Here is a 15,725-nt window from a genome sequence, read left to right on the forward strand (position 1 = left end):
CAGTCAGGGATATCGATCAGTCGATGTCGAAGGAAACACCCTGGGCCAAAGGCAATGCCTTGGAATAATTGACGGTGTTTGTGGCGCGGCGCATATAGGCCTTCCAGGCATCCGAGCCGGATTCGCGGCCGCCGCCCGTTTCCTTTTCGCCGCCGAAAGCGCCGCCGATTTCAGCGCCTGAGGTGCCGATGTTGACGTTGGCAATACCGCAGTCCGATCCATCCGCGCTGAGGAAGCGTTCGGCTTCCTGCAGGTCGAGGGTGAAGATGGACGACGACAGGCCGGCGCCAACCGCGTTGTGATCGGCAATCGCCTTGTCGAAATCGCTGTATTTCATCACGTAGAGGATTGGAGCAAAAGTCTCCTCGGTTACCGGACCGGCCTGCTTCGGCATTTCGATAAGGGCAGGACGGACGTAGTAGGCATTCGGATGCGATGTATCCACGCGGGCGCCGCCGGTAACCTTGCCGCCGTGGGCGACGGCTTCCTGCACTGCCTTCTGCATGTTGTCGAAAGCGGCTTTGTCGATCAACGGGCCGACGAGGGCCGATGTCTCGATCGGGCTGCCGACGGAAACGCTCTCATAGGCCTTCTTCAAGCGTGGGACGAGCGTGTCGTAGACGCTTTCGTGCACGAAGAGGCGGCGCAGGGTGGTGCAGCGCTGACCGGCCGTTCCCATGGCACCGAAGGCGATCGCGCGCAGCGCCATGTCGAGATCGGCTGACGGGCAGACGATACCGGCATTGTTGCCGCCGAGCTCAAGGATCGAACGGGCAAAACGCTTGGCCAGACGCGGGCCGACTTCACGGCCCATGCGGGTCGAGCCGGTTGCCGAGACGAGCGCAACCTTGGGATGATCGACCAGGGCTTCGCCGATGGTCCGGTCACCCATCAATGTCTTGGTCAGGCCGGCCGGCACGTCACCGAAGCGCGCGACCGCGCGGTCGAAGATGGCCTGGCAGGCGAGGGCGGTGAGCGGTGTCTTTTCCGATGGCTTCCAGACAACGGCGTTGCCGCACACGAGGGCAAGCGCCGTGTTCCACGACCAGACGGCAACGGGGAAGTTGAAGGCGGAAATGACGCCGACAACGCCGAGGGGATGCCAGGTTTCCATCATGCGATGCCCCGGACGTTCCGTTGCAATGGTCAGGCCGTAGAGCTGGCGGGAAAGGCCGACCGCGAAATCGCAGATGTCGATCATTTCCTGCACTTCGCCGAGCCCTTCGGATGGGATTTTTCCCGCTTCAATCGAGACGAGGCGTCCGAGTTCCGTCTTCAGTGCCCGCAGCTCTTCACCAAAGAGGCGGACGAGTTCACCACGCTTGGGTGCCGGAACAAGGCGCCATTCGCGGAAAGCCGCATCGGCCTGTTCGATAGCCTTGGCTGTATCGGCCGCCGAATGAATGGCGATATCGGCAATCTTCTCGCCGGTGACCGGGCTGTAGGAAGCCATTGTTCCACCGGTATAAGCGGCTTCCGCCACGCCAAGCTTTGCGAGGAGTGTTTTTACGTCTTGAGCAATCGTCATTTTGCCTTCCCTTTACATATCTTTTGTCTGACCGTGCGGTAAGCGCCGGACTTTTGCCGGAGAGGCCGCAATAAGGTCAAATGAGTGTTCAACTTGCAAGTGCCGCAGGGCGCAGTATTTGCAGGCATTGTTGGATGGAGGCCTGTTCGAGCCCGGCATAGTGGGCAAATTCGTCGAGGACCGCCGTACCGAGGTCAGTCTCGAATTCGCGCTGGCTGGGGCTGGCGACAAATTTCTGGCTGGCTTCGTCACCGAGATTGGACTGGAAAATACCCGCTGCGCTGACGGGGAGAAAATCCTCGTAGACGATAGGATCGAACCGCACGGCACCGCGTGCGATCAAGGTCTCGATATCCCCAGCCTCGCGCGTGGTCACGCGGCCCGCAAAGCTCTCGACGACCGAATAGCGGAAATAGCCGAGACCGTCGCGGCGAATGTCCGCCCAATTGTCGGGAAACGCTTTGAACGTGTCCGACAGGGCGGCGATATAGGCTTTCGCGTTGGAGCCATCAGCCGCCGGACGAATGATCTTGCGGGTGTCATTCAGCAGCCTGTCATAGAGGGCCCGGCCCTTTGGTGTCAGTGCAATGCCGCGCTGCTCGATTTCGCCAAAGCGTGCGGTGTGTGAGCCCGTTTCCCATGTGCCGTCGGAATTTTGAAACGATACATTCTCTTCCAGCGCCTTGAACGATGTCTGGCGCAAGAGGATGGGGCAGGCCCGCGTGGGCGGGCCTTCAATGACCGCCTTGGGAGAAATGCCGTGTTCCGGCATCAGCTCCTGCACCGCATCGATGTCGAGCGTGCGCGGCGTCAGATGATTGATGTGCGGCCCCTTGAACGAGACGACATCGGCAATGAGCCGGTGTGCATCGTGCAGGCGCTGGTAAAGCGTGCCGCTGACGCTCGCCCGGTCGTGCCAGCGAAATGTCTCGAGAATTTCGCTCACGAATATTGCCGCGTCGTCAGAACCAAGGCCGCCCTCAGCTTCAGCCTTTTCAACGAGCGCAATGGCCTTGTCGGTGAAAATCTGCCGCGCATCCAGAATGGCACGCGCCTTTTTCCGCAAGCCGGTATCGCCGATCAGGTTGAGGCGCAGCAGCGACGTGAACACCCGAAACGGATTGATCTTCAGCGCGGCATCATCGACCGGACGGAAAGCCGTGGAATGGACGGGAACACCCGCCTCGCTCAAATCGTAATAGCCGACGGGATACATGCCCATAACAGCGAAGACGCGGCGCAGCATGGACAGCTCTTCCGGCGTGCCGACGCGGATCGCGCCGTGGCGCTCTTCCGATATGCGGTCGAGCGTATCGGTTTCCTGCAGCTGGTCCTTCAGTTCCGGGGATGTTGCCAGTGTCTTGCCGTTCACCTCGGCAACGAGGGACATGAGTGTGCCATAGGCAGGAACCTCTGTCCGGTACATGGATGACATGGCGGCCGAAAAGGACGCCCTGATCACGTCGGATGACGTAAACGTGCCTGATTTCATCGTGTTCTGTTCCGCTTTGTTGCTGCAACAGCATAAACTATCGCTGTCATGCTCAAACTGGATTATAGAGTGATGATATCGCCAAAGATTGCGATGAATTGAACTAGGTTGATGCGAGATAAGAATGAAGTTGAGCCGCCGTCTGATTCCTGACATCGATATCCTGCAAACCTTCGAGTGCGCGGCGCGCCATGGCAGCTTTACGCAGGCCGCAAAGGAGCTGAACCTCACGCAGAGTGCCGTCAGCCGCCAGATGAGCGAACTGGAAAGCCAGATCGGTGTTCTGCTTTTCGAGCGCATTCGGCAAAGGGTGGTTCTGTCCGACGCCGGGCAGAAATTCCTGCCAGAAGTGCGCCGCCTGCTTGGGCTGACCGAGGAAACCATGCTGCGGGCCATGGCGGCATCGCAATCGGCGTCATCCCTGAGCATTGCAACATTGCCGACCTTCGGCAGCCGCTGGCTGATGCCGCGCCTGCCGGATTTTCTGCGGCTCTATCCAGATATGGCCTTGAGCGTTGCATCGCGCTCGCAACCCTTTGATTTCGAGGAAGAGCCGTTTGATTTGGCAATCCATTACGGTCAACCGGTCTGGGCTCATGCCACCTGCACATATCTTTGCAGTGAAATGATTGTTCCCGTCGGCAGCCCGGAACTGCTGGCCGCCAACCCCGTCGTCACCCCGGCCGAGCTTGCCGGCTCGGCACCGCTGCTGCACCTTTCGACGCGGCCGAAAGCCTGGGCCGACTGGTTTGAATCGGTACAGGCGGAGGTGGTCAGCCCCTATAAGGGCCATCGTTTCGAGCATTTTTCCATGGTGATTGAAGCTGCGCTGGCAGGACTCGGTTTTGCCCTGGTGCCGCGTTATCTCATCGAGCACGAATTGGCGTCCGGCCGCCTGCAGGTGTTGTTCGATCAGCCGCTGACGACAGAGAACAGCTATTATCTCGTCGTGCCGGACCACAAGAAAGAAAATCCCATGGCCCAGAGCTTTTTTGCATGGATCGCCGATCAGGTCAGCAAACGTCCCTAGGGTCTAGACCTTGTGGGTCATTCGCCCGCCGCATCACCTCTTCAACGAATTTCACTTTCGTTGCCGAAAACCCGGTCTATAAGCAGAATGGACGATGAGTCTGTGCAAGATTGCCGGCAAAGGCCGGACCGACCTGACGGTGACCCCATGCTGAATGATGAACGCTCCCACGGCCTCTGGGAAAAGACCGCGCCGCCTGCGCCGGCAACACAGAAGCTGGCGGGCAATATTTCCGTTGACGTCGCCGTCATCGGCGCCGGTTTTACCGGATTGTCCGCCGCCCTGCATCTGGCTGAAATGGGCACAAGCGTTGCCGTTCTCGATGCCGTGGACATCGGCTATGGCGGATCAGGCCGCAATGTCGGTCTGGTCAATGCCGGCATGTGGGTGATGCCGAATGACCTGCCGCAGGTTCTCGGACAGGTGCATGGCGAACGTTTGCTGGAACTGCTCGGCAATGCACCGCAATCCGTGTTCAACCTTGTCGACAAGCACAAGATCGCCTGCGAACTCGAGCGCAAGGGTACCCTGCATTGCGCCGTCGGCAAGAGCGGCGTCAAACAGCTGGAACAGCGGGCTGAACAGTGGCTGGCACGCGGCGCGGCCGTCCGCCTGCTGGGCGCAGAGGAAACCGCCGAGAAGGTCGGCTCGACCGCCTATGCCGCTTCGCTGCTGGACAATCGCGCCGGCACGATCCAGCCGCTGGCCTATGTGCGCGGCCTTGCAACCGCTGCCATTGCCGCTGGCGTTGCCGTCCATACGGGAACCCCGGTGACATCCACGACCCGCTCCGGCGACCGCTGGATCGTCAATACGCCGTCAGGAACCGTGTCGGCCGAGTGGGTTGTCGTGGCAACAAACGCCTATACGACCTCACCCTGGCCGGAACTGCGAGCCGAACTCCTGCATCTGCCCTATTTCAATTTTGCCACGACGCCGCTGCCGGAAGACGTGCGCAACACGGTTTTGCCCGAGCGCCAGGGTGGCTGGGACACCAAGGAGATACTGAGCTCATTCCGGATGGATCAGCGCGGCCGCCTCGTGTTCGGCAGCGTGGGGGCCTTGCGCGGCACGGGAATGGCCGTCCACAAGGCGTGGGCTGCCCGGTCGATCCGCAAACTGTTCCCGCAGATCAGGGATGTGACGTTTGAAGCGGGCTGGTACGGCCAGATCGGCATGACCAATGACAACCTGCCGCGATTCCACACCCTCGCGCCGAAGATCATCAGTTTTAGCGGCTACAACGGACGCGGCATCGCTCCGGGCACGGTCTTCGGCCGGGTCCTGGCTGAACACATCGCCGGCAGGATATCCGATGCAGACCTGCCTTTGCCGGTGACGAAACCCCGGGAAGAGGGTCTGCGTACCCTGCGCGAGGGATATTACGAAGTGGGTGCCCAGCTGGCGCATTTCGTTGGCAACCGGGTTTGAAGGCGCTCGCTTGATCTGATTGCCGCATTTGCTTGCCATTCGCGCGAACCCGACATATCTCTTATGCATGGACAGCAAGAAGCCAATGCGGCACACAAGACCCAGTGTCTCAGCCAGCATCCTCGCGGCGGTCAAGAACCGCAACAAGCGCCCGACTGGCGTGACCAAGGTCGTGCGGAACGATACCGTCATTGCATCCTACAATGTCCATAAGTGCGTCGGCATCGACAAGAAGTTCGATCCTGACCGCATTGCCCATGTCATCGGCGAACTTGGCGCAGATGTCGTCGCTGTGCAGGAAGCGGACAAACGCTTCGGCGAACGGTCCGGCCTGCTCGATCTTGCCCGGCTGGAACGCGAGAACAATCTTGTGCCCGTGCGTGTGGCGTCGCTCTACCCCAAGGGGCACGGCTGGCACGGCAATCTGCTGCTTTTCCGTGAAGGCGTCGTGCGGCGGGTGCAGCAGCTGAGACTGCCGGGGCTTGAGCCGCGCGGCGCTCTGGTGGTCGACCTCGATCTCGAAGCTGGCCCTCTGCGCATCATCGCCGCGCATCTTGGCCTGCTGCGGCATTCCCGCATGCAGCAATCCGAAGCGATTCTCGATGCGGTTCATGCGGATCCTTCTCGCCCGACGCTTCTGCTCGGCGACCTGAATGAATGGCGCGTCGGCAGGGGGTCGTCATTGCATTTCCTGCATCCGGTCTTCGATCCGATGAAGAATGCAGTGCCCAGTTTTCCCTCGCGTTTTCCGGTGCTGGCGCTGGATCGCGTGCTCGGCCATCCGCACAGTCTGGTCACCGGCATCGAGGTGCATGACACGCCGCTTGCCCGCGTGGCATCGGATCACCTGCCGATCAAGGCCTATGTCGACCTGAAGGGGGCCCTGGCCGAAACGGCGGAAATCAGAGATAGGGCGAGCCTAGCCAGATAATCCGGTCGAGCAGCCGCACCCAGAATGAACGGGCGCGCAGGCTCTGCAACAGGACCGGTTTTGCGGTTTCAATGGCCGTCTCGATGAGCCCTTCCACTTTTTCTGCAAATGCCGCGTCCATGATCTCCAGGTCAACTTCGAAGTTGAGGCGCAATGACCGCGGATCAAGATTAGACGACCCGACATAGGCCCACTGTCCGTCGATGGCCAGAAGCTTGGAATGGTTGAAATTGCCGCTGGCGCGCCAGATGCGGCAATGGCTCTTGAGAATCTGGTCGAATTGCGCGGTCATCGCGCGATCAACGAGTTTCAGATTGTTGACCGCCGGCACGACGATATCAACCTCGACACCCCGCCGGGCTGCGGTCACCAGAGCGCTGATCAGTTCGCGATCCGGCAGGAAATAGGGCGACATGATCCGGATATGGTTTCGCGCCACGGAAAACGCCCCCATCAGCATGCGATGATTGGCTTCCACGCTCTTGTCCGGCCCGGCCGGGACAGCCCGGATAAAGACGGGATCGCCCGCCGGCGTTTCTGGCGAAGCAATCAGCCAGGGATCGCCAGCCAGCTGTTCACCCGTGGTGAAGCGCCAGTCTTCCGACGCGATATGGAAGAGGTCGGTGACGATCGGGCCGGTCAATCTGAAATGGGTATCGCGCGCATGGTCCTTGCCGGCAATTTCTTCGGAAAAACCGGCGCGAATGTTCATGCCGCCGGTAAACGCCGTTGCCCCGTCGACAATCAGAATCTTGCGGTGGGTCCGCAGGTTCGCATAGGGCAGGCGCAAGCCGATGATGATGTTGCCGTTGAACACGTCGGTGTGCACGCCGCCTTTTTTCAGATAGCCGACAATACTCGGTATGGAATAGCGGGCTCCGACAGCGTCGATGAGAACACGGACTTCAATGCCGCGCTGGACGGCAGCAATCAACGCATCCGCCACGCGAAAACCGATCTTGTCCCGGTCGAAAATGTAGGTCTCGAGCAGAATGCTGCGCTGAGCTGCGTTAATATGGTCGATCATCGAACGGTAGGCATCGTCTCCGCTTTGCAGCATGGCGATGTCGTTGCCGGTTGTCAGGCGGCAGCGGCTCACCCGGTCGCCGAGCGTTTTCATGGCGGCAAAGCGTTGCCCGAAATGCGCAAGGACATTCCCTTCGTCCGCATCGAAACGCATCAGGTGATCCTGACCGATTTCGTGCAGGAAGGCGCGCTGCGAGCTTATGGAGGAGCGCCTGATCCGGTTGATGCCGGCGACCGCATAAATGACCGCGCCGATCACCGGGGAGAGGATGATGACGCCGACCCAGCCAATGGCCGCGCGCACCTCCTCCTTCGTCATGGCCGCATGGACCGCGGCGGGAACGCCGAGGACGATGGAAAGGACAAAGAAGATTTGGGGCCAGTAGGTGGGAAGATAATCACTCATTTGCGAGTGTCATATCACGATATTGAATCCCGGCGCGAGCGCCATTCGGCGAGAGAGACGGGTTGATCCGGTATGCGGATTTCAAAACTTGTGCCCGCGCCTTCGCCGCCGCGCAGTTCAATGGTGCCGCCATGCGCGCGAACCAGCTCGTGCACAATGGCAAGGCCGAGCCCGGTACCACCGGAGCGGGCCGAGCCCTTGAATGCGGTGAACAGGTTCTCGCGCGCCTTGGGCGGCAGTCCCGGGCCGGTATCCTCAATGCCGATGATCGATGTGGCGCCAATTTGTCCTGCCGTGATTGTCAGCCGTTTGACGATGGAGATGTCATCACCCGTAACGCCGCTCATGGCTTGAACGGAGTTGCGGCAGAGATTCGAAATCACGCGGAAGAACTGATCCGGATCCGCGTCGACCTCAAAACTCTCCGGTACGAGGTTTTTGAATTCAATCCCCGACTTTGTATCAAGATTGAGCATTTCTTCCACATCGCTGACGATGGTGTGCAGCTTCACCCGGCGCCGCTGTGGCGGCGGTTCCTGTGTTCCGCCATAGGCAAGCACGGTCTGGGAGTAGTTGATGGCTCGGTCGATCGTCCGTACGAGTTTCGGCACCATGCGCTGAATGGCGGGGTCGCTGGCATTGGCGAGGTGATCGGACATGAGCTGGGCAGACGCGAGAATGTTGCGCATGTCGTGGTTGATTTTGGAAACGGCAAGGCCAAGGTCGGCCAGGTGTTTCTGCTCGGACAATGTGCGCTGCAAGCGCTGCTGCATGTCGGCCAGCTCGCGCTGGGCAATGCCAAGCTCGTCCTCGCGATTGTCCGGCTGGATGACGCGCTGCGGATCATCCGGCTGCTGGGCAAAGGCCAGCATGTTTGCGCTCATGCGCTGGATCGGCCGGATAAGCAGGTGGCTGATGGCAAGGAAGACCAGACCGGCGGTAATGACCGAAATGAACATCGAAATCAGCGTCAGATTGCGGGCATAACGCAACATCGCGTTGCGCAGGGGCGCATCGGATGTGATGAGCTCGATGACCTTCCCCGTCTCGCCGATAGGACCATAAACGCGGATGATGCGGTTGCCGCCATTGATGAGGGTATCGAATGCATCGCGGATCGTGGTCAACGGGTCAGTGACCGTCATGTCGATATGCCGATCGACCTTGGATGGCATGTCCGACACCGCCAGCAATCGTGACGCGCCCATTTCGCGCAGGGCAATCGCCTTGGTGCCCGTGGCGAGAAGCACATCGTTCTGTACGCTCTGCGGAATATCCTTGTCGTCGCTTGCCGCTAGCACGACACTCGCCGCCGCAACGGTATTGAGGCGGTCCGAAAGCCAGCGCATGCGCATATCGGCCATGGTCGGAACGAAAATCATCACTTCGGCCAAGAGGCCGAACAGGATGGTGAGGCGCAACAGCTTGCCTGAAAGGCGTTTGAGGATCGGCAAGCGACGTCCCGCGTGCTGCATACGCGCGCCTGCCGGTTGCTGATCCTGTTGCGTTACCGCCATATTTGCTCCATCAATGCCCGATGTAGGACAAACGTTGCGCCGGTACAATAAATCACTTCCCGATTTTTGCCTATGCGTGAATTGTCCGGTATCAATTGACTTCTTGGTATCATGCCTCTATAAGCCGCGCACGTCCGGGTTGACCGCCCCGGCGGCGTGTTGTTATGCGCCAATGGCGGTCCTGATATGCTCCTGTCAAAGAACAGACCACAAGAAGGGCCGCACACCGCGGTATTAAACAAATGAAGCGTACTTATCAGCCATCCAAACTTGTCCGCGCACGTCGTCACGGGTTTCGCGCCCGTATGGCTACTGCAGGCGGCCGCAAGGTTATCGCAGCACGTCGTGCTCGCGGTCGCAAGCGGTTGTCGGCATAAGGCGTTCCGCGCAGGTTTGCGCGGTTGGCCGAAGTTGGCATTGCAGGAATGAATGATCAAAAGCCACTCCGCCTTCGCAAGAGAGCGGAGTTTTTGGCTGTTCGGGCCGGAGAAAAACGCCGCGGCGGCTTTTTTCTGCTCGAAGTCAAGGAGCGCGAAGACCGGCAAGGTCCGCCGCGTGTTGGTTTTACAGTCACAAAAAAGAACGGAAATGCCGTTATCCGCAATCGCATCAAGCGCCGGCTGAAAGAGGCTGTACGCGTCAATGTTGCAGGTGACATGGCCCCCGGAACCGACTATGTGATCGTTGCTCGCCGTGACGCGCTTGATGCGCCATTTGCGGACTTATCCCGGGAACTCTCGAAACGGGTTTCCAAAAAATACCAAACCGGCGTTTCCCCAAGACATGACCGGCCCAACAGGACCCGATAATGGAAACCAATCGTAATTTCTTTATCACCATCGCCTTGTCCGTCGTTATTCTGGGACTGTGGCAGGTGTTCTATATGGGCCCCAAGATCGAGGCCGAGCGGCAGCAGGCACAGATTGAAGCCACACGCCAGGCGCAGACCAAGGCCGCCGGGCAGCCCGCGACGCCAGCCGGTACGCCAGCAAACAATTTGCCGGCATCCACACCCGCCGCACCCGGTGCCAATATTCCCGGCCAGACGCCGGATGCCGCTCAGGCCGGCAGCATCACCCGTGCCGCCGCGCTCGGGCAGACGTCGCGTGTGCAGATCGACACGCCAAGCCTCAGCGGATCCATCAGCCTGACCGGCGCGCGTCTGGATGACCTGCAGCTCAAGCAGTATCATGAGACTGTCGACAACAATTCACCGACCATTCAGCTGTTAAGCCCTTCGCAAATGGCAGACGGGCAATTTGTCGAAATCGGGTTCACCGGCAATGAGACATCGGGCACGGTTCCCGGTCCGACGACCGTATGGACGGTGGACGGCAACAGCAAGCTTAGCCCATCGACCCCGGTTACCCTGACGTTTACCAACGAAAAGGGCCTGGTTTTCAAGCGCACCTTCAGCGTCGACGACAATTATATGTTCACGGTCAAGGATGCCGTGACGAACGGAACCTCCGTGCCGGTTTCACTGGCCTCCTACGGTCGTGTCACGCGGTTCTACAAGCCTCTGCATGCCAGCACCTATGTGTTGCATGAAGGTCCAATCGGCGTGATCGCCGGAAAGCTGGTCGAATACAAATTCGCGGCAATCGAGAAGGAAAAAGAGGTTTCTCCTGAGAAAACAGACACTGGCGGCTGGATCGGCATCACCGATAAATATTGGGCCGCTGCGCTTGTTCCATCGCAAACGAAGCCTTTCAAGGCGCGCATGTCCTACTTCGACAATGGCCGTCCGCAGTATCAGAGCGATTATCTGTCCGATCCGACAACGATTGAGCCAGGCCAATCCACAACGATCGAGAACCTCGTTTTTGCCGGCGCCAAGGAAGTTGGCAAGATCAATGGCTATATGAACAACCTGCATATTCCATTGTTCAAGAATCTGATCGACTGGGGCTGGTTCTACTTCATCACCGAACCGATGTTCTATCTCATCGACTGGCTGTACAAGGCCATCGGCAACTTCGGCGTGGCCATTCTCGTTGTTACGGTCCTGCTCAAGGCGCTGTTCTTCCCGCTTGCCAACAAGTCCTATGCGTCGATGGCGCGCATGAAGCTGGTTCAGCCGAAGATGACCGAAATCCGCGAGAAATATGCGGATGACAAGGTCAAGCAGCAGCAGGCCATGATGGAACTCTACAAGACCGAGAAGATCAACCCGATCGCCGGTTGCTGGCCCATCCTGATCCAGATTCCGGTCTTCTTCGCGCTCTATAAGGTGCTGTACGTCACCATTGAAATGCGCCACGCGCCGTTCTTCGGCTGGATCCAGGATCTGGCCGCGCCGGATCCGACATCGGTGTTCAACCTGTTCGGTCTCATTCCATGGACTGTTCCGGCGTTCCTGATGATCGGTGTCTGGCCGCTGATCATGGGTGTGACGATGTTCCTGCAGATGCGCATGAACCCGACGCCTCCCGATCCGACGCAGGCCATGATCTTCAACTGGATGCCGCTGATCTTCACGTTCATGCTGTCCAGCTTCCCGGCCGGTCTGGTGATTTACTGGGCGTGGAACAACTTCCTGTCGATCACCCAGCAGGGCATCATCATGAAGCGGCAGGGCGCGAAGATCGAACTGTGGGACAATCTCGCGGGGCTCTTCAAGAAGAAACCCAAACCCGCGGAATAGGCGGGTTTCACTCGAATGCCGAAAGCCCCCGCGTCATACCGGGGGCTTTTCATTTGCCGGTGAACGGCGCCGTTCAGTTGACAAGGCGGCGATAACATTGAATGCAGGTGGCTGCGGCCACCCCATGAACGGACGGAAAACAACGTGAGCGAAACCAACGACAATACGAACCGGCTGATCGAGAAGGGCCGGATGCTCTTTGCGCAGGGCTGGGTTTTCATTCGCGGCGTTCCGTCCATGAAATTCCTGCCGCCTGAAGGGCCCATCGAAATCGCCTTCGCCGGGCGCTCCAATGTGGGCAAGTCGTCCCTCATCAATGCGATCATCGGCCAGAAAGGTCTGGCGCGCACCTCCAACACGCCGGGGCGCACGCAGGAACTCAACTATTTCGTCCCGGACGGCCATTCCGGTGAAGATGGCGATCTGCCGCCGCTCGCTGTGGTCGATATGCCGGGCTACGGCTTTGCGGAAGCACCGAAGGAACAGGTCGACGCATGGACGCGGCTTGTCTTCGATTACCTGCGCGGCCGTACCACGCTGAAGCGCGTCTATCTGCTTATCGATGCCCGTCACGGTGTGAAGAAGAACGATGCGGAAGTGCTCGATCTCCTGGATCGCGCGGCGGTGTCCTACCAGATCGTTCTGACCAAGATCGACAAGATCAAGCCTGCCGGTGTGCCGCGCCTCATGGAAGAAACGGCGCAGGCCATCAAAAAACGTGCCGCTGCCTATCCAACGATCCTTGCCACATCGTCGGAAAAGGGCGGCGGACTGGATGAGCTGCGCGCTGCAATAGCACTTCTCCTCGAAGAATAGAGCCTTACCAGCGTCCTTGATTTCAGATGCTGCTCACAGCGCCCGCTGCGACCACAGCGCCGGTGGGCGCTCCGCTTGGAGAGCCGCCTGCCGGTTCAACCGAAATGGCCAGGGTCGTTCCATCCCGCAGCTTTGCGGCAGTTGGCGCAGGTACGTCGAACTCCGTCACCTTGGGCGATTTGAGAACGCCCAGTGACACCGGAGCGTCCTTTCCCGCAATCAGCCAGAGTTCCAGCGACTTGTTCTGCGGAATATCGCCTGAAACCAGCGTGATCCTGAGCTTTCTCGACTTGCCGTCAAAAACAGCAAGGCTTCGCATTGGGCCACTGTCGCTTGCCATGGAGGCAACAAGCTGCGCGGGCGCTGGTCCGGTCTGGCGCAGAACGTACTCCCTGCCGAAGTTGAACAGGACCAGTGCAAGCGCTGCAACGGCAACCGTTCGCCAGAATGCCAGGCTGTTCCAGAAGGAGGCTCCAGCCGCCACGCGGCCCGAGTCGATACCAAACAGGCGCTGATCGATCTGGCCCTTCAGATAGCTGGGCGCCGTCACGGGCTGAAATTGCACGTTCAATGGGTCGAACCGGTTCTGCCAGTCGGATACGAGGCGCGCAAAGGGAGCATCGGTTTCGATGCGGCGGACGGCATCCTGCCGCTCCTGATCCGGCAGCACGCCCAGCACATACTCGGCTGCGACGAAATCGTCGCCTTCCGGCATTGTGTCATCGGGTGGTATCGTGCTCATCGTTCCAGACATTCCTTCAGTTTCATCAGGCTGCGGCGCAGCCAGGTTCTCATTGTATTCAATGGCACCCGGTGACGGATCGCCAGAAGATCATAGCTCTCGCCGTTCAGATAGGCGCCCCGCACGGCCGCGGCCCGATCAGAATCCAGCTGATCGAGACACTCGTTGATGCGCTTTGTTTCACCGGATGCAATGGCAGACTGTTCGGGATTGAGGGACGGTTCCGCGAGACCGACCGCCTTTTCCAGTTCGGCTGTTGCTGGCTTGCGGGCCCGCAGCACGTCAATCGAATGATTGCGCGCAATAGCCACCAGCCACGAGATGGGGCTTGTATCCGCGACGGCAAACCGGTCAGCCTTGTTCCAGATCTTGACGAAAATATCCTGCAGTGCATCCTCTGCTTCCGAGCGATTGCCCAAGATACGCAGGCATACGCCGAATAGTTTCGCGCTCGTGGAGGTATAAAGCTTATCGAACGCCGAGCGATCCCGCAAAGCGACCCGTGAAATCAGCTCTGATATGCCTTCGGGTGTCATGCGACCGGCGTTTCCAACTCTTTGATTATCCAGAGTCCTGCCCCTAAGTTAAATCTGCGGATATGTTGTCCTGTCAATGGGCCGCATGCAAAAACGTTCCCGCCCACCCTAAATCATGTTTGCCCATGACCGTCTTTAGGGTTATGAGACCCCGTCCTTTTCAAGCTGGAGCTTGCTTCCCCCATGTCCGAGACTGAGCACACCGCAGAAATTCAGGCAAGCCTTCTATCCGCGGCTCTTCCCTATATGCAGCGATACGAAAACAAGACCGTTGTTGTGAAATATGGCGGCCATGCCATGGGCAACGTGGAGCTTGGCAAGGCCTTTGCCCGCGATATCGCCCTGTTGAAGCAATCCGGCATCAATCCGATCGTTGTGCATGGCGGCGGCCCGCAGATTGCATCGATGCTCGCGCGCATGGGCATCGAATCGAAATTCGAAGGCGGCCTGCGCGTTACCGATGCGAAGACGCTCGAAATCGTCGAGATGGTTCTTGCGGGTTCGATCAACAAGGAAATCGTTGCGCTGATCAATGCGGAAGGCGAATGGGCCATCGGCCTGTGCGGCAAGGATGGCAACATGGTCTTCGCCGAAAAGGCCAAGAAGACGATTGTCGATCCTGATTCCAATATCGAGAAGATTGTTGACCTTGGCTTTGTTGGTGAACCGGTCGAAGTGGACCGCACCCTGCTGGACCTGCTTGCCCGCTCGGAGATGATCCCGGTCATCGCTCCGGTTGCGCCAGGCCGCGACGGCCATACCTACAACATCAATGCCGACACTTTCGCGGGCGCGATTGCCGGTGCATTGGCCGCTTCGCGGCTGTTGTTCCTCACGGATGTCCCCGGCGTTCTCGACAAGGACAAGAAGCTCATCAAGGAACTGTCCGTCGGTCAGGCCCGCGCGCTGATCAAGGACGGCACGATTTCAGGCGGCATGATCCCCAAGGTCGAAACCTGCATCGACGCGATCAATCGCGGTGTCGAAGGGGTTGTCATCCTCAATGGCAAGACTCCGCATTCGGTTCTGCTCGAACTCTTCACGGAACGTGGTGCGGGAACGCTGATCGTTCCCTGATCACCGTTTCAGATGGTCGAGCGGAATCTTGCCCGGCCCCTTGATGTTCTGCAGCACGAGTTGGGTGTGCACATCACGCACACCCTTGAGGCGCATCAGCCGATGCATGACGAAATCGTTGAGATCATCGACAGTGGGCACCATCACGTGCAGCAGGAAATCGTGCTCGCCGGTCATCGTCCAGCAGGATGATACCTCGTCCATGCGCTGTATTTCCGTGATGAACCGTTCCGGCGATTCATCGCTGTGCGATGTCAGCCGCACCTGAACGAAGACCTCGACCATGAGCCCGATGGACCGGCGGTCGATCACAGCGGCAAAGCCTTTGACGACGCCGGTTTCCTGCAGGGCGTCAAAACGTCGGCCGCAGGGCGTGGCCGAAAGCCCGATGGCCTGCGCCAGGTCGGTGATGGGCACCCGGCCATTGTCGCGCAGGACCTGCAGCATCTTGATTTCAAATTCGTCAAATCGAGGGGATGTCACTTGTTTTTCTCCAGGATATTATATTTTCCTCTCCAGATAGTGGTTCATTGAGGCAATAAGGTC

The 15,725-nt window shown here is 59.1% G+C and carries 14 protein-coding genes and 1 pseudogene; 8 read left to right on the forward strand and 7 right to left on the reverse strand.

The annotated features are described in order from the left end of the window. Window positions 1-16: 16 nt before the first annotated feature. Window positions 17-1,528, reverse strand: coding sequence for an aldehyde dehydrogenase family protein (locus ACIQWS_RS01355; RefSeq protein WP_288191813.1), 1,512 nt, complete (start codon window positions 1,526-1,528; stop codon window positions 17-19). A gap of 88 nt (window positions 1,529-1,616) precedes the next feature. Further along, the gene (locus ACIQWS_RS01360; protein ID WP_403169522.1) at window positions 1,617-3,020 is read right to left on the reverse strand and encodes a VOC family protein; all 1,404 of its coding nucleotides are present in this window, start codon (window positions 3,018-3,020) and stop codon (window positions 1,617-1,619) included. A gap of 124 nt (window positions 3,021-3,144) precedes the next feature. Between ACIQWS_RS01360 and ACIQWS_RS01365 the strand changes: the two genes are divergently transcribed. The 3 genes from ACIQWS_RS01365 (at window position 3,145) to ACIQWS_RS01375 (ending at window position 6,412) form a co-directional block, all read left to right on the forward strand. Beyond that, entirely contained in the window at window positions 3,145-4,050 is a 906-nt protein-coding gene (locus ACIQWS_RS01365; RefSeq protein WP_288191811.1) for a LysR family transcriptional regulator, read from the forward strand. Between the two features lie 147 nt (window positions 4,051-4,197). Then, window positions 4,198-5,481: an NAD(P)/FAD-dependent oxidoreductase gene (locus tag ACIQWS_RS01370; protein WP_403169524.1), complete on the forward strand. Its 1,284-nt coding sequence runs from the start codon at window positions 4,198-4,200 to the stop codon at window positions 5,479-5,481. Between the two features lie 85 nt (window positions 5,482-5,566). Further along, window positions 5,567-6,412: an endonuclease/exonuclease/phosphatase family protein gene (locus ACIQWS_RS01375; RefSeq protein ID WP_346308419.1), complete on the forward strand. Its 846-nt coding sequence runs from the start codon at window positions 5,567-5,569 to the stop codon at window positions 6,410-6,412. On the opposite strand, the gene cls is transcribed toward ACIQWS_RS01375, so the two are convergent. Both cls and ACIQWS_RS01385 read right to left on the reverse strand, forming a co-directional pair. Then, the gene (gene cls / locus ACIQWS_RS01380; protein WP_403169527.1) at window positions 6,384-7,844 is read right to left on the reverse strand and encodes a cardiolipin synthase; all 1,461 of its coding nucleotides are present in this window, start codon (window positions 7,842-7,844) and stop codon (window positions 6,384-6,386) included. The genes ACIQWS_RS01375 and cls overlap by 29 nt on opposite strands. Window positions 7,845-7,858: 14 nt before the next feature. Further along, complete coding sequence (locus ACIQWS_RS01385; protein ID WP_374042650.1) at window positions 7,859-9,361, reverse strand: ATP-binding protein; 1,503 nt, start codon at window positions 9,359-9,361, stop codon at window positions 7,859-7,861. A 242-nt stretch (window positions 9,362-9,603) separates the two neighbouring features. Here ACIQWS_RS01385 and rpmH point away from each other — a divergent pair, with 242 nt between their 5' ends. From rpmH to yihA, 4 genes and pseudogenes are all read left to right on the forward strand, one after another. After that, window positions 9,604-9,738 (forward strand): 50S ribosomal protein L34, encoded by a 135-nt coding sequence (rpmH, locus tag ACIQWS_RS01390; RefSeq protein ID WP_040853797.1) that lies wholly within the window; start codon window positions 9,604-9,606, stop codon window positions 9,736-9,738. 48 nt (window positions 9,739-9,786) lie between these two features. Then, a pseudogene (gene rnpA, locus ACIQWS_RS01395) lies at window positions 9,787-10,186 on the forward strand (ribonuclease P protein component). Next, the gene (gene yidC, locus ACIQWS_RS01400) at window positions 10,170-12,008 is read left to right on the forward strand and encodes a membrane protein insertase YidC (RefSeq protein ID WP_346308421.1); all 1,839 of its coding nucleotides are present in this window, start codon (window positions 10,170-10,172) and stop codon (window positions 12,006-12,008) included. The pseudogene rnpA and the gene yidC overlap by 17 nt, the downstream one beginning before the upstream one ends. A 192-nt stretch (window positions 12,009-12,200) precedes the next feature. Then, on the forward strand, window positions 12,201-12,824 hold the full coding sequence (yihA, locus tag ACIQWS_RS01405) for a ribosome biogenesis GTP-binding protein YihA/YsxC (RefSeq protein WP_403177341.1): 624 nt from the start codon (window positions 12,201-12,203) through the stop codon (window positions 12,822-12,824). Window positions 12,825-12,846: 22 nt separating this feature from the next. Here the strand turns inward: yihA and ACIQWS_RS01410 are convergent, their stop codons facing one another. Then, complete coding sequence (locus tag ACIQWS_RS01410; RefSeq protein WP_346308422.1) at window positions 12,847-13,566, reverse strand: anti-sigma factor domain-containing protein; 720 nt, start codon at window positions 13,564-13,566, stop codon at window positions 12,847-12,849. Continuing rightward, window positions 13,563-14,102: a sigma-70 family RNA polymerase sigma factor gene (locus ACIQWS_RS01415; protein WP_223612122.1), complete on the reverse strand. Its 540-nt coding sequence runs from the start codon at window positions 14,100-14,102 to the stop codon at window positions 13,563-13,565. The genes ACIQWS_RS01410 and ACIQWS_RS01415 overlap by 4 nt, the downstream gene beginning before the upstream one ends. Window positions 14,103-14,285: 183 nt before the next feature. Here ACIQWS_RS01415 and argB point away from each other — a divergent pair, with 183 nt between their 5' ends. Further along, window positions 14,286-15,179: an acetylglutamate kinase gene (gene argB, locus ACIQWS_RS01420; protein WP_105737814.1), complete on the forward strand. Its 894-nt coding sequence runs from the start codon at window positions 14,286-14,288 to the stop codon at window positions 15,177-15,179. On the opposite strand, the gene ACIQWS_RS01425 is transcribed toward argB, so the two are convergent. Next, the gene (locus ACIQWS_RS01425; RefSeq protein ID WP_223612120.1) at window positions 15,180-15,662 is read right to left on the reverse strand and encodes an Lrp/AsnC family transcriptional regulator; all 483 of its coding nucleotides are present in this window, start codon (window positions 15,660-15,662) and stop codon (window positions 15,180-15,182) included. Between the last annotated feature and the right edge of the window lie 63 nt (window positions 15,663-15,725).

The sequence above is a fragment of the Phyllobacterium sp. NPDC097923 genome (genome assembly GCF_044760925.1).
In the GTDB taxonomy this organism is placed as follows: domain Bacteria; phylum Pseudomonadota; class Alphaproteobacteria; order Rhizobiales; family Rhizobiaceae; genus Phyllobacterium; species Phyllobacterium calauticae.

Coding starts and splice junctions, on each gene's coding strand:
- ACIQWS_RS01355 (WP_288191813.1), bottom strand. CDS start 1,528: ATGACGATTGCTCAAGACGTAAAAACACTCCTCGCAAAGCTTGGCGTG.
- ACIQWS_RS01360 (WP_403169522.1), bottom strand. CDS start 3,020: ATGAAATCAGGCACGTTTACGTCATCCGACGTGATCAGGGCGTCCTTT.
- ACIQWS_RS01365 (WP_288191811.1), top strand. CDS start 3,145: ATGAAGTTGAGCCGCCGTCTGATTCCTGACATCGATATCCTGCAAACC.
- ACIQWS_RS01370 (WP_403169524.1), top strand. CDS start 4,198: ATGCTGAATGATGAACGCTCCCACGGCCTCTGGGAAAAGACCGCGCCG.
- ACIQWS_RS01375 (WP_346308419.1), top strand. CDS start 5,567: ATGCGGCACACAAGACCCAGTGTCTCAGCCAGCATCCTCGCGGCGGTC.
- cls (WP_403169527.1), bottom strand. CDS start 7,844: ATGAGTGATTATCTTCCCACCTACTGGCCCCAAATCTTCTTTGTCCTT.
- ACIQWS_RS01385 (WP_374042650.1), bottom strand. CDS start 9,361: ATGGCGGTAACGCAACAGGATCAGCAACCGGCAGGCGCGCGTATGCAG.
- rpmH (WP_040853797.1), top strand. CDS start 9,604: ATGAAGCGTACTTATCAGCCATCCAAACTTGTCCGCGCACGTCGTCAC.
- yidC (WP_346308421.1), top strand. CDS start 10,170: ATGGAAACCAATCGTAATTTCTTTATCACCATCGCCTTGTCCGTCGTT.
- yihA (WP_403177341.1), top strand. CDS start 12,201: ATGCTCTTTGCGCAGGGCTGGGTTTTCATTCGCGGCGTTCCGTCCATG.
- ACIQWS_RS01410 (WP_346308422.1), bottom strand. CDS start 13,566: ATGAGCACGATACCACCCGATGACACAATGCCGGAAGGCGACGATTTC.
- ACIQWS_RS01415 (WP_223612122.1), bottom strand. CDS start 14,102: ATGACACCCGAAGGCATATCAGAGCTGATTTCACGGGTCGCTTTGCGG.
- argB (WP_105737814.1), top strand. CDS start 14,286: ATGTCCGAGACTGAGCACACCGCAGAAATTCAGGCAAGCCTTCTATCC.